Consider the following 13,425-nt stretch of genomic DNA (forward strand, 5'->3'; position numbering starts at 1 on the left):
GGGCGCGGCCAGCTTCCACAACACGGTCAGCAGCATCTCCCCGCCCCAGGCTCGAAATCATCTCGAGCATCAGTCCGTAATTATCCTGTGCCGAAACTTTCTTCAGCACGGTGCGACCCTCGTTCAGTTGTCCGTCTGGCGCAGTGTCCAGATAGTTGGACACTGTCACCCCGGCTTCCCGGCCTACGTTCGGAGTGACGAACTCGCCGAAATCGAGAAACCACGGAGGCTGCATTGACGACTCGAGGAATTGGCTGCGAGCGCAAATACGTACGACCGTCATGACGGTCGGCGATCCCGCAGGGATATGCGGCCGAATGGCCGGTTCGCGTATGTCGCGCAGATTGTCTCGGCAACGCTCCAGGAATTCCGCGATCGCACACCCGACGGCGCCCTGACTCCCGTGCCCGGCGACGACCGGCATCGCGAAGGTGTTCACCTACCGGGTGCAGTCACCGGAGTGTTCGCATCCGTCGGTCCTGCATGACTCCCCCCTACCCCGCACTACCGAATGAAATGTGGAAAGGACATCGACATGGGTCTACTGGACGGCAAAGTCGTCTTCATCACCGGCGCCGCACGCGGGCAGGGTCGAGCGCACGCGGTGACCGCAGCGAAGGAGGGCGCCGATGTCATCATCACCGACATCTGCTCGCCCGTCGACGGAATACGCTACGAACTGGCGAGCAAGGACGATCTGGCCAAGACGCAGGCGCTCGTCGAACAGACCGGCCGGCGTGCGGTCAGCGCCATTGCCGACGTCCGTGATCAGGCCGCGCTCGATGCGGCGGTCGCGCTCGGGCTCGACACCTTCGGCCGGCTCGACGCGGTCATCGCCAACGCCGGACTGTGGGACCTCGGGCCGAAGTCCTGGGAGATCACCGAACAGATGTGGACGACGGTCACCGATGTGGTGCTCGGCGGAACGTTCCGGACCATCAAGGCCACCGCGCCGCATCTCGTCGAGCAACGTGGCGGTGCGATCGTCTGTATCGCGTCGGTGGGCGGCCTCGAGGCTACCGCCGGCTACACCCACTACATCACCGCCAAGCACGGCGTCCTGGGCCTGATGAAGAACACCGCCCTGGAAATCGCGGACTACAACGTGCGATGCAATGCCGTCTGCCCCGGTGCGGTGGACGCGAAGATCTGGGACAACCCGATGGGCCACCAGCTGTTCGTCGCCCCCGGCGAGACGGCGAATCGCGATGTGGCGATAGCCGCCACGTACGGTTATGCGCCGCTGGCCGGCAGGCCCGCGCTTCCGCCGAACGCCACCAGCAATGCCGCATGCTGGCTGCTGTCCGACTACGCCGAGCACATCACCGGTGTCGCCCTGCCGGTCGACGCGGGGCACCTCCTGCTCCCCGGCGTGAACTTCGCGCCGCAGACCGAGGGGCCGGAAGCCGACCGCTACCGTTCACCGGCCCAGTCGCCCGACGATCTGTGACGGCCTGACGACACCGGGCCCCGACTGCACACGGTCGGGGCCCGGCGTCTGTGCATCTCGCCTCGCCCGACCCTTGCCTCCAAGCTGGCATATATTATATTGTGTTCTCGCTCACATGTGATGCGGGTCCCCGCCATCACAGCTGGCCGAAAGGTGATGTCGGAGTGCCCGGTACGTCAGCACGTTCCACGGTCGACGCTCGACCGGAGATCGCGTCGTCATGGATGCGTTCGCAATTGTGGGGCCTCGACAGCGATGCGGCGCCGAAGCTGGAGAGAATCGACGTCGCATCGGACGGGTGTCTCGAACGCGCCGCAACGCCCGTGCTGGATCGCGCCTGCCTCGAGTTCGACGGTGCACCACTGGCATTCGTCCTCGCCGACCACGACGCCCGGATACTGGCTGTCCGGCACACCCATCCGACTGCTCGACATGCACTCGACTGGATGGGCATCGAGCGCGGCATCCGGCTGGCCGAGGACGAGGTGGGAACCAACGCGGTCGGGACCGTCCTGGAGTCCCGGCAACCACTACTCGTTCACGGCGCCGAGCACTTCATGTCCGCGTTCCACGAATTCAGCTGCTTCGGTCACCCGATCATGCATCCGATCACGCGAAAACTCGCAGGTGTCCTCGATGTCGGAGGCGGGGCAGGCGAGGACCACCGGTACTTCGCCCCGATCGCCCGCCGGGTGGTCCGGGACATCGAGGAGCGCATGGCGCTCGATACTCCTGTTACGCAACGGAAACTGCTGGCCGAGTTTCATGCCGCGACTCGGCGGAAGGACCGCTCGGTGATGGTCGTGGGCGGGGGCATGGTCCTTGCCACGCCTGCTGCGCTGGCGCTCCTCGACCCCGCCGATCATGCCACGGTCCGCGCTGCCGCCGACGCAGCCCGCACGTCGGCCGCCACCCATCGCCTGACGCTCGAATCCGGGCGCGACGTCGACGTCACCTGCACGCCCGTCGACGGCGGCAACGGTGTGCTGGTCGAATTCGTCACGGCGAGAACGGATCGGAAACTCGAATCCCCCATGGTCGAGGACTGGCCGCTTCTCATCGTCGGAGAGACCGGCACCGGCCGGACCACCGAGGCGGTGCGTGCGTCCCGGGCGGAATCGACGATTGTCGACACGGCGGATGTCGTGCAGAGCGGCGAGCAGGCGTGGGCGATCGCGCTCGGCCGGGAACTCGAAGGCGACGGCGCGGTGATAGTCATCGAGAACGTGCATCTGCTGACCGATTCGATGGCCACCCTCGTCGCGCGGCTCGTCCGGGGTTCTCGACGAAAGATCGTCCTGACGTCAACGAGTTCGACCGGCGTTCCGGGGATTCACCCGTCTCTGCTCGGCGTGTGCGCCGCACGACGTGACCTGGTTCCGCTTCGCCGGCGCCGCCACGAGATTCCACGGTTGGCGCGTCACATGCTGACCGAGGAGGCCGCGACGTCCGGCGTGCGACTCACCACCGCGACGCTGCAACTCCTTGCGGCACACGAGTGGCCGGGCAACCTCGCCGAGCTTCGACGCGTGATCCGGAGCGTCGCCCTGGCGCGTTCGGCCGGAGACATCATTCCGACCGACCTTCCCGCGCCCTACCGGGCAGTCGGCGCCCCGCTGTCACCCATTCGCCACGCCGAACGGGAAGTCATCGTCGCGGCGATCGAGGCTGCGGGCGGAAACAAGCTCAAGGCCGCGCAGTCACTCGGCGTGAGCCGGTCCACCCTGTACAACCGGCTCCGCGTCCTGAATATCGCGTGACCGTGAATGCTTTGACCCAGTTCTCGGCGAGCTGAGATTCGCCGCTACACCCGTTCGATCAGGTTCACCTTGACGTGGTCCGGTCGCGCGAGGGTGCCGTCGGGCACGAGTTCGACCATCGCCTTGACGCCCAGCGCCGACCGGACCCGCTGCTCGATCGACGACCGCAGTTCGTCCTGCTGCTCGACGCGGAGTCCGTCGGCGTATTCCACGACGAGCACGAGCGGCTTCTGGGTGGAATGCCCCTCGAAGTCGACGCGGATGCGCATTTCGCCGGTGGTGGCCGGTGCCAGCTCCGACACCAATTGTTTGACGGCGGAGGGGAAGAGGTTGATGCCGCGCACGATCAGCATGTCGTCGGTCCGGCCGACGCACCGCACCTTGTACCCGGTGCGGCCGCACACGCAGTCGGTGCCGGTGACGACCACGTGGTCACGGGTACGGAACCTGAGCAGCGGCGACGCCTGCCTGCGGAGCGCCGTGTACACCAACTCACCCTGCGCGCCGGCCACGGGCGCGACGATCTCGTCGGTCTCCGGATCGATCAGCTCGGCCACCATCAGATCCGGGGAGAGGAAGTGCATGCCGTCGCCCGCCTCGCACTCCCCCCAGTAGATGCAGGCGATATCGGTGCCGCCCAGCATCTCCCGTGATGTGGCGCCCCACAACGACTCGAGCTTGCCGCGGACCGCCGGGAGGCCACCGCCGGGCTCGCCGCCGACGCTGATCGCGCGCACACCCAGATCGCGGGCGGCCACGCCGAGGATCGCCGGTGCCTGTTCGGCCAGGTACGCCAGGAAGTTCGGTGTGCCGATCAAAGCGTCGGGTCGCTGATCGGCCTGCACCCGCAGGAGTCGCTCCGCGCCCGCCTCGGCGCCGATCGGGATGTCCACGATGCCCATGTACTGCGCCGTCTGCACGACGGGGATTCCGCCGACGAAGCCCTTGCTCATCCCGAATCCGTGCAGCAGCCGGTCTCCGGGCCGGAAACCGTTGGCGTACAAGGCCCGCGCTCCGAGCTCGGACCAGACGTCGATGTCACTCCGGGTCAGTCCGACGTAGGACGGGCTGCCGGTGGTGCCCGACGACGCCTGGATCTGCACGATGTCGGCGCGATCGGCGGCGACGTGGCTGCCGAGCGGTGGCGTCGCCGCGAGACTGTCCCGCAGTTCCTGCTTCTCGGTGAACGGCAGCCCGGCGAGGTCCGCGACCGTCCGGACCCGGGTGACGTCCACGTCATGCTCGGCGAACTTCTGCCGGTAGAAGTCGCTGCGGGCCGCGAGATAGTCGAGTTGCTCACGCAGGCGGGTGTTCTGCAGCGCCGCAGCGTCGCCGGGTGCGAGCGACTCGACCTCGCTCCAATGCCGTGCCGAATGGGGAACAGCCACAGCACTCACCGTCCTTCTACTCGAATTCGGCGCGGATGGCGTCGGTGTGCGCGCCCAGTGCGGGCACCGAGCCGCTGCGCACCGGCCACCCGTCGGCCACCGCGGGCGGCAGCAGCGCAGGCACCGGGCCGGACGGGGTGCCCACGTCGCGCCACCGTCCGCGCTCGACCAGCTGCGGGTGCTCGGCCAGGTCTCGCACGCTGTTGAGCCGCGCGTTGCCGATCCCCGCGGCATCCGCCGTCTTCTGGATCTCCGCCAGCGTGTGCTCCGCGCACCAGGCGCCCACGACCGCGTCCAGTTCGTCACGCGCCTCGACGCGAGTGTCGTTGTGCGCGAACCGCGGTTCATCGGCCAGTTCCGGCCGGCCGATCATCTCGGCCAGGCGCCGCCACTCGCGGTCGTTGGTCGTCCCGAGCACCGCGGTCTGGCCGTCGGAGGTGGGGTACGCGCCGTAGGGCGCGATCATCGGTGAGCCCATGCCGACCGGAACCGGCTCGGTGCCGGCGTGGATCATTTGGTTGAGGGCGAACCCCATCATCTCGGCGACGGTGTCGAGCATGGCGATCGGGATGACCGCTCCCCTGCCGGTCCGTTCCCGGTCGTAGAGCGCGGCGAGCACCGCGGAGTACGCGTACAGTGCCGTGCCGACATCGGCCACGGGGATGCCCGGCTTGGCCGGCTGTCCCGGTGCGCCGGTGATGCTGCAGGAACCGCCCTCCGACTGGATGAGCAGGTCGTAGGCCCGCTTGTGGTCGAGGGGACCGCCCTTCCCGTAACCGGAGATGTCGACGACGATCAGGCGCGGGAAGTCACGCGAGAGGTCCCGGGTGCCGATCCCGAGCCGATCGAGTGCGCCGGGCGCGAGGTTGCTGACGACGACGTCGGCGGTGGCGAGGATGTTCCGGAAGATCCCCATGTCCGATGTGGAGTTGAGGTCCAGCGCCGCCGATTCCTTGCCGTGGTTCAGCCACGTGAAGTGTGCCGACATCCCGCCGACGACGGAGTCGTAGGCGCGCGTCGAGTCGCCGTAGCCCGGGGCCTCCACCTTGATCACCCGGGCCCCGAGGTCCGCGAGGTGGCGCGTGCACAGCGGCGCCGAGATCGCCTGCTCCAGCCCGACCACGGTGATGCCGGCGAGCGGGCCCTGCGTTCGTTGTTCGGTTGCGGTCACGAGAACTTCGGCTCCCTCTTCTCGCGGAACGAGGACACGCCCTCGACCACGTCCGGACCACCGAAGCCGAAGAACTCCAGGCCCAGCGAGGCGTCGAAGATCGGCATGGCCTGCCGGTACCAGCCGTTGAGCGCCATCTTGGTGCCCTGGATCCCGGCCCGGGAGCCGGCGGCCAGCTTCCGTGCGATCTCCATCGCCCGGTCCTGCACCTCGTCGTCGTCGACGCACAGCGACACCATGCCGATCCGCTCGGCCTCCTCGCCGGTGAGCACCTCGTTGGTCAGCAGGTGGTACTTGGCCTTCGCCATGCTCGTCAGCAGCGGCCAGCAGATCGCCGCGTGGTCGCCGGCGGCGACACCCAACCGGACGTGACCGTCGACGATCTTGGCGCGGCGGCCCGCGACCGAGATGTCGGCCAGCAGCGCGGCCACCAGACCGGCGCCCGCAGCAGGCCCGTTGATCGCGGAGATGATCGGCTGCGGAACCTCGATGATGTTGCGCACCAGGTCGCGGGCCTCACGCATCACCCGCGACCGCGACGCGTAGTCGCCGATCATGTTCTCGACGAGGTCGAAACTGCCGCCCGCCGAGAACGCGCGATCGCCCGCCCCTCGAATCACCACGGCGCGGACCGACTCGTCGAGTCCGATCACCGGCCAGATGTCGGCCAGTTCGCGGTGCGCGTCCGGTCCCACCGCGTTGAGGTTCGGCCCGTCCAGCACGATGCGGAGGATGCCGTCTTCGGGGCGGTCGACCTTCAGCGAGGTGAAGGCCTCGTACCTGGTCACCATTACTTCCTTCCTGAAATTTCTCGGGGCGAGCGGTGCGACGGCGGCCGTGTCAGTCGCCGACGCCCCACCGAGACGCGACGTCCGCGGGAGCGACGGTGCCGACCCGCGGCGTCGCGGGTTCGCGCGCGGGGGTGCCGCTGAAACGCGGCGCGGGCATCGGATGCAGGACGCCGCCGACGGTCCGGTACACGCCCCGCTGGGTGTTGTGGGGGTCCACCGCGGCCTCGTCGAACGTGAGCACCGGGGTGACGCAGGCATCGGTACCGGCGAACACCTTTTCCCATTCGTCGCGGGTGCGGCGCTCGACGGCGTCGCCGATGAGCTTGCGCAGGTGCGGCCAGGATTCGCGATCGTTCTGGTCCGGCCAGTCGTCGGTGTCGGGGCCGAGGCGCGAGGTGAATTCCCGATAGAAATCGGGTTCGAGCGCTCCGACGGCGATGTACCCGCCGTCGGCGCACCGGTAGGTGTCGTAGAACGGTGCCCCGGAGTCGAGGAAGTTCGTCCCCGGATCGTCCGAGTAGAGGCCGGCCGCACGCAGGCCCTGCAGCTTGGCGGTCAGGGCCGCGACGCCGTCGACCATGGCGGCGTCGATCACCTGGCCACGGCCTGTGCGGGCGGCGGAGACGAGGGCGCACGCGATGCCGTACGCCCCCATGGCGCCGCCTGCCGCGTAATCGCCGAGCAGGTTGATCGGCGGGCGCGGCGCGCTGTCCGACCGTGCCATGGCGTGCAACGCGCCGGACTGCGCCACGTAGTTGATGTCGTGTCCGGCGTCCCGTGACCGCGGACCGGTCTGTCCGTAGCCGGTCAGCCGCACGTAGACGAGACGCTCGTTGCGGGCCATCACGTCGTCCGGTCCGAGACCGAGCCGCTCGGTCACGCCGGGGCGGTATCCCTCGATGAAGACGTCCGCGGCTTCGGCCAGGCGCAGCACACTCTCACGCCCGGCCGGGTCCTTCAGGTCGACGGCCACCGCGTCGACGCCGCGGTTGACGACGTCGACCTCCTCGGTCAGACCGTCCGTCTGGCTGAGCGCACGCGCCGACCGGTTGGGCGGCCGCACCACCCGCACCACGTCGGCTCCCATGTCGGCGAGCAGCATCGAGACGTACGGCACCGGGCCCATTCCCGCGAGCACCAGGGCCCGGACTCCAGCCAGCGGACCGGTCATCGTCACACTCCTTCGTCGGTGGGCTCAGTACGACCGCGGCAGGCCGAGGACCTGCTGCGAGACGTAGTTGCGCACCATCTCCTGCGAGAACGGCGCGTTGCGCAGCAGTCGCACCTCACGCCACAGCCGCTCGATGTGGTACTCCTTCGCGTACGCGTACCCACCCAGGGTCGAGAACACGCGGTCGCACGCTTCGAATCCGGCCTCGGCGCCGAGGTATTTCGCCGCGGCGGCCTCGTGCCCGCACTCCTGCTTGTCGTCGAACAGTTTCGCGGCGTGCATCGCCATGCGCTCGGCCGCCTCGAGACGGATCCACGAGTCCGCGAGCGGATGGGCGACGGCCTGGTTCTGGCCGATCGGCCGATCGAAGACCACGCGGTTCTTCGCGTACTCGGTGCCGATCTCGAGGGCAGCGCGGCCAAGGCCGATGCCCTCCATGGCGACCACGATGCGTTCCGGGTTGAGCCCGTCGATGATGTAGTAGAAGCCCTTGTCGACCTCGCCGACGACGTCCTCGTCGGACACGAACAGGTTGTCGATGAACAACTCGTTCGTGTCGATGGCCGCGCGTCCCAGCTTGTCGATCTCGCGGATGGTGACGTGCTTGCGGTCGAGTTCGGCGAAGAAGATCGTCATCCCGTGCAGCGGCTTGTCGTCACGCCGCGGCGACGTGCGGGCCAGCAGCAGGATGCGGTGCGCGTTCTGGGCGTTGGTGATGAACACCTTCTGGCCGTTGATGACCCAGCCGCCGTCGACCTTGGTCGCCTTGGTCTTGATGCGCGACGTGTCCACACCGGCAGTCGGTTCGGTGATGCCGAACGCGGTGAGCATCTCACCCGAGGCCAGCTTGGGGAGATACTTCTTCTTCATCTCCTCCGAGCCGTACCGGACGATCGGCGCCGGCGGGAACACGTAGAAGTGGATCGCCGAGCCGCCGCTCATACCGCCGCCGGAGGACGCGATCTCGCCCATCATCACCGCGGCCTCCTGGAGGCCCAGGCCGATTCCGCCGTACTCCTCCGGGATCATCGCGCCGAGCCAGCCGCCGTCCGCGAACGCCTTGATGAAATCCCAGGGGTATTCGTGCTTGCGGTCCTTGTCCAGCCAGTAGTCGTTGTCGAACTTCCGCGCCAGCTCGCGAGTCGCCTTGCGGACGATCTCGATGTTGCTCTCGGTATCGAAGTCTGCCATCTCAACTCTCCTAGTCTTCGCCCGCGTACACGGGGATGTCCTCGAGCGGCGTCGCCGGATCGAGCGACGACATGTCGCCGATCGGGGCACCGATGAACCGCGACCGGATGGCGCGGCGCATGATCTTTCCGTTCTTCGTCTTCGGCAGCGTCGGTACGGCATACACCTCGGGCGCGAAGGACTTGCCCGCGTTCGCCAACGCCGTCGCCTGCAGGTCGTCGTTGTCGACGCCGTCGGCGCCCAGTACCGCGAACGCCACCGCCCGCTGACCGCGCATCTCGTCCGGCACGCCGATCACCGCGACCTCCGTGATCCGGTTGTCCCGCAACAGGGCGGCCTCGATCTCGGCCGGCCCGACGCGGCGTCCGGACAGCTTGATGGTGTCGTCCGAGCGGCCGTGGATCCGCCACATGCCTGCGGTGTCGATGCTCGCCAGGTCGCCGTGTACCCAGATACCGTCCCAACGACTCCAGTAGGTGTCGAGGTAGCGGTCCCGGTCCTGCCAGAAGGCGTGCGTCATCCCGGGGAACGTGTTGAGCACCGCCAGCTCACCGATCTGATCGACCACGGGCTTGCCGTCGTCGTCGAGCACCGCGGCGTCGACACCGGGCAGCGGTCCGGTGAACGCGGCAGGCGCGGCGGGCAGGAACGGGTAGCCGACGAGGATGCCGCCGCCGACCTCGGTGCCGCCGCTGTAGTTGACGATCGCGCGCTCTCGCCGGCCGACCTCCTCGAACAGCCAGAACCACGTCGGCTCGTCCCAGGCTTCGCCGGTGGAGACGAACGTTTTCAGGGTCGGCATCTCCGGGGCGGTGCCGTCGCCCGCCGCCTTCAGCGCGCGTGCCGCCGTAGGCGCGATGCCCTGGACGGTGACGCCGTTGCGGTTCACGATCTCCCACATACGATTCGGGGTGGGATGGGTGGGAAGACCCTCGATCATCACGATGGTCGCGCCGAGCTGCAGCGGACCGGTCATGAGCATCGGGCCGACCAGCCACCCGAGGTCCGTGATCCAGGAGACCACGTCGTCGGCGTGCACATCGAAGCCGTAGGCGAAGTCGACTGCCGTCTTGGCCGCGAAACCGCCGTGCGAGTGCACGATTCCCTTCGGCCTGCCCGTGGTGCCGGACGTGTAGACGATCGTCAGCGGGTCGTTCGACTCGGTGTCCGCCACGTCGACGAGGTCCGGATCGGCGGGCAGTTCGTCGTAGTACACGTCGCGGCCGGACTGCATCGGCACGTCGGTGCCCAGATGCCGGATCACCACGACGGAGCGGACCGACGGCGCCTGGGCCAGTGCGGCGTCCGCGGTCGCCTTCATCTCGACGACCTTGCCGCGACGGGTCGTGCCGTCGGCGGTCACCAGGAGCACGGCGTCCGAATCCTGCAGTCGCGTGGCCAGGGCGTCGGGCGCGTATCCACTGAACGTGGGCACCGCGACCGCGCCGATCATGGCGATGGCGAGGAAGGCCACGGCTGCCTCGGGCACGACCGGCATGAACAGCACCACGCGATCGCCGCGGCGCACGCCCAGCCCCGCGAGGTGCGCCGCGAACCGGCTCACCTCCGCCGCGAGTTCCGCGAAGGTCAGCGTGCGCCGCTGCCCTCCGTCGCCTTCATAGACCACCGCGGTCTTGCCTGCGAGGTCACCGCGGGCGTGCCGGAGGGCCGCCAGTTCGGCGACGTTGATCCGGCCACCCGGGAACCATTTCGGGAACTCCCGCCCCTCGGACTCGTCGAGAACCCGGTCGAACGGCGCCGAGAAGGCGACGTCCAGGTCGGCGAGCGCCTCGCGCCAGAACCACTCGGGGTCGGCGACGGCGCGACGACCCAGCTCGGCGACAGCGGCAGCATCGTCGCCGAAGCTCCAGCTCTTCATCGCCGCGAGCAGCCTCGCGCGCTCGCGCACCGCGGGGCCGGGAACCCAGGCCATCTCCTCGGGCTGGCTACTGATGCCCATTTTCCGTGTTCTCCTCGTCTGGGGCAGTCGGTCGTCGGGTCGGGGTGAGCGGTCAGGCCTGCTCGCCGGCCGACTTCTTGAGCATCAGGCCGACGCGGGTTGCGTCGCAGACGATCTCGTCACGCTGGTTGAGACCGTAGTGACGGAACGTGACGATGCCGGAGTCGTTGCGGCTCTTGGACTCCCGGGCCGACACGATCTCGGTGCGCACGTGGATGGTGTCACCGTGGAACACCGGCTTCGGGAACTTGATCGAGTCGAAGCCCAGGTTGCCGAGGGTGGTGCCGTACGTGGTGTCGTGCATCGAGATACCGGAGACGAGGCCCAGGAGGAACAGGCTGTTGACCAGGCGCTGCCCGTGAATGGAGTCCTTGCTGTATTCCGCGTCCAGGTGGAGCGGCGCCATGTTCAGGGTCATCGTGCTGAACAGGACGTTGTCGGTCTCGGTCACGGTCCGTCGGACCTCGTGATCGATGACCATTCCCGGTACGAATTCCTCGAAGTACAGACCCGGCATGTGACGCCCTTTCTCTCGAGCGACGACGAGTCCGATGCTCGGCCGCTGCAGTACGTGAGCTCCACTCTAGAAGAAATATATTATGCATGCAAGGGATCGCGTTTGATGTCTGATGTATTTCTTCACCCGTAGACTCAGTAAAAAGATAGTATATGATGCATGCCACACTGTGTTGATGGTGTGATCTCACGGACAAGACCGAAGGACCCTTACGTGAACAAGACAGACGAACAGCGCATCGACCTCGCGTCAACGCCGGTCTCTCGGTCCGGCCCGGAAACAGAACCTCGCAAGCTCACCGCCTGGGGCATCACCGGAATGCTGGTGGTGCTGTACCTCATGAACGCGTCCGACAAGGCGGTGTTCGGGCTCATCGCCCAACCGCTCAGCGAGGACCTCGGGCTCAGCGCCTCCCAGATCGGCTTCACCGGCAGCATGTTCTTCCTCGCCTTCAGCTTCGGAGGCTTCTTCGCCGGGCCGATCAACAAGGTCCTCGCGCTCCGGTGGTCCATCGCGATCATCGCCGTGCTGTGGGGCGTCGTCATGCTCCCGCTCGTCGTGTGGTCGACGTTCGCGGTGCTGCTCGCGAGCCGCATGCTTCTCGGCCTCACGGAGGGGCCGACGTCCGCATTGCTGCACACCGCCGCCTACTCGTGGCATGCGCCCGCGAAGCGGGGCCTGCCGAGCGCACTCATCATCAGCGGAAGCATGCTGGCCAAGATGGCCGTCGTCCCGATCCTCGCGCTCGTGGTGGCCGAGTACGGATGGCGGGCGGCCATCATCGTGCTCGCGTGCGCGACCACGCTGTGGTGCATCCCGTGGCTGCTGACCTGGCGGCCCGGCCCCTACACCGTCGGCGGCAAGCACACGTCCGCAGTCGACGACGCCGACAGCGAACCGGCAGTCAGCTGGAAGCGCCTGCTCACCTCGAAGACCTTCGTGTCCGCCGTCCTCGTCGCGATGAGCGCCTACGCGCTGATGACCGTCGTGCTCACCTGGTTGCCCTCCTACTTCGAGCAGGGCCTCGGGTACTCGCGCCTCGAATCGGGCACGCTGTTCGCCGCGCCGAGCTTCGTCGGGCTCGCGACGCTCGTCGGTGGTTCCTGGCTGAGCGACCGCGGGATCAGCCGCGGACTGTCCATCCGCCTGGTCCGCGTCGTCGTGCCCTGCGTCGGCGTGATCGTCGCCGGGGTGTTGCTGCTGAGCCTGCCCGCCCTCGGATCCCCACTCCTCGCGGTGTGCGCGGTATCGGTGGCGTACGGACTGGTGGTCGCTGTGTTCCCGCTGCTCAACGCCGCGGTGATCGCGACGTGCCCGCCGCGGCAGACGGCCGGCGTCATCGGCGCCTTCTTCGCGATCCAGGCAATCGGCGGCATCGTCGGACCGTGGTCGATGGGAATCGTCGTCGACGCCTCGGCGACCAAGATCGACGGGTACCAGGCGGCGTTCCAATGTCTGGGCATCGTGGGCGCCGTCGTCGCGATCGCGGCGCTCGTCCTCGCCGACCCGGCGCGCGACCGCGAACGCCTCCGCGTCGCCCGGTGACAGCCCGGTAGGGCCCGAACCGCTCCGAATTGTGCCCAGTGCTTCCGACAATCGACGGAAGCACTGGGCACACACGTGTGCCGACGCAATCGCCGCGCCTGGTTGCCCCATTCACGGCTTGCGATATATTATGTTTTAAACCATCGTCGAACGATCGGAGCGTGTTCCGTGAGTGCACCGCACGCCGCACCGGAAGTCACCCCGGAAGAATGGCGGTTGCGCGCGCGCTGCCGCGGCATGGACATCGCCGTCTTCTACCTCGACGAGGACGGAAGAAAATCCCAGCCTCAGCGCGAACGCATCGCGAAAGACATCTGCCGCCGCTGCCCCGTGATCAGCGAATGCCGCGAGTACGCCATCCATTTCGGCGAACAACACGGCGTGTGGGGCGGACTGACACCGAGGGAACTCGGCGCCGCCCGAAAATGGAGCCGCTGGCAGAAATAGCCCACCGGGTCTGCACCAGCGAGCGTCCACACAC

12 protein-coding genes are annotated in these 13,425 nt (G+C 67.8%); 4 read left to right on the forward strand and 8 right to left on the reverse strand.

From position 1 onward, the window contains the following. Positions 1 to 439, reverse strand: a 439-nt coding sequence (locus ACFTZB_RS33750; RefSeq protein WP_378438379.1) for a hypothetical protein, incomplete at its 3' end; no start/stop codon positions are given. Between the two features lie 96 nt (positions 440 to 535). Here ACFTZB_RS33750 and ACFTZB_RS33755 point away from each other — a divergent pair. Together ACFTZB_RS33755 and ACFTZB_RS33760 are read left to right on the forward strand one after the other, a co-directional pair. Beyond that, positions 536 to 1,450 (forward strand): mycofactocin-coupled SDR family oxidoreductase, encoded by a 915-nt coding sequence (locus ACFTZB_RS33755; protein WP_378438381.1) that lies wholly within the window; start codon positions 536 to 538, stop codon positions 1,448 to 1,450. 224 nt (positions 1,451 to 1,674) lie between these two features. Further along, the gene (locus tag ACFTZB_RS33760) at positions 1,675 to 3,210 is read left to right on the forward strand and encodes a helix-turn-helix domain-containing protein (protein ID WP_378438383.1); all 1,536 of its coding nucleotides are present in this window, start codon (positions 1,675 to 1,677) and stop codon (positions 3,208 to 3,210) included. A 44-nt stretch (positions 3,211 to 3,254) separates the two neighbouring features. On the opposite strand, the gene ACFTZB_RS33765 is transcribed toward ACFTZB_RS33760, so the two are convergent. Genes ACFTZB_RS33765 through ACFTZB_RS33795 form a run of 7 tightly spaced genes read right to left on the reverse strand, consistent with a single transcriptional unit; the run spans position 3,255 to position 11,399 of the window. Further along, positions 3,255 to 4,598 (reverse strand): phenylacetate--CoA ligase family protein, encoded by a 1,344-nt coding sequence (locus ACFTZB_RS33765; RefSeq protein WP_378438385.1) that lies wholly within the window; start codon positions 4,596 to 4,598, stop codon positions 3,255 to 3,257. A gap of 16 nt (positions 4,599 to 4,614) precedes the next feature. Then, on the reverse strand, positions 4,615 to 5,769 hold the full coding sequence (locus ACFTZB_RS33770; RefSeq protein WP_378438387.1) for a CaiB/BaiF CoA transferase family protein: 1,155 nt from the start codon (positions 5,767 to 5,769) through the stop codon (positions 4,615 to 4,617). After that, entirely contained in the window at positions 5,766 to 6,560 is a 795-nt protein-coding gene (locus ACFTZB_RS33775) for an enoyl-CoA hydratase/isomerase family protein (RefSeq protein ID WP_378438389.1), read from the reverse strand. The genes ACFTZB_RS33770 and ACFTZB_RS33775 overlap by 4 nt, the downstream gene beginning before the upstream one ends. 49 nt (positions 6,561 to 6,609) lie before the next feature. Further along, positions 6,610 to 7,731 carry a CaiB/BaiF CoA transferase family protein gene (locus ACFTZB_RS33780; RefSeq protein WP_378438391.1) on the reverse strand — a complete coding sequence of 374 codons (1,122 nt, stop codon included), beginning with the start codon at positions 7,729 to 7,731 and terminating at the stop codon, positions 6,610 to 6,612. Positions 7,732 to 7,755: 24 nt separating this feature from the next. Next, positions 7,756 to 8,922: an acyl-CoA dehydrogenase family protein gene (locus ACFTZB_RS33785; protein WP_087559347.1), complete on the reverse strand. Its 1,167-nt coding sequence runs from the start codon at positions 8,920 to 8,922 to the stop codon at positions 7,756 to 7,758. A gap of 10 nt (positions 8,923 to 8,932) precedes the next feature. After that, positions 8,933 to 10,882: an AMP-binding protein gene (locus tag ACFTZB_RS33790; protein ID WP_378438394.1), complete on the reverse strand. Its 1,950-nt coding sequence runs from the start codon at positions 10,880 to 10,882 to the stop codon at positions 8,933 to 8,935. A 52-nt stretch (positions 10,883 to 10,934) separates the two neighbouring features. After that, on the reverse strand, positions 10,935 to 11,399 hold the full coding sequence (locus ACFTZB_RS33795; protein ID WP_160095292.1) for a MaoC family dehydratase: 465 nt from the start codon (positions 11,397 to 11,399) through the stop codon (positions 10,935 to 10,937). Positions 11,400 to 11,612: 213 nt separating this feature from the next. On the opposite strand from ACFTZB_RS33795, the gene ACFTZB_RS33800 reads away from it, so the two are divergent. Together ACFTZB_RS33800 and ACFTZB_RS33805 are read left to right on the forward strand one after the other, a co-directional pair. After that, positions 11,613 to 12,944 (forward strand): MFS transporter, encoded by a 1,332-nt coding sequence (locus ACFTZB_RS33800; RefSeq protein WP_378438397.1) that lies wholly within the window; start codon positions 11,613 to 11,615, stop codon positions 12,942 to 12,944. A 168-nt stretch (positions 12,945 to 13,112) separates the two neighbouring features. After that, positions 13,113 to 13,391: a WhiB family transcriptional regulator gene (locus ACFTZB_RS33805; protein ID WP_378438399.1), complete on the forward strand. Its 279-nt coding sequence runs from the start codon at positions 13,113 to 13,115 to the stop codon at positions 13,389 to 13,391. The last annotated feature ends 34 nt before the right edge of the window (positions 13,392 to 13,425 follow it).

This window comes from Rhodococcus sp. NPDC057014, assembly GCF_042673295.1.
Classification (GTDB): Bacteria; Actinomycetota; Actinomycetes; order Mycobacteriales; family Mycobacteriaceae; genus Rhodococcus_F.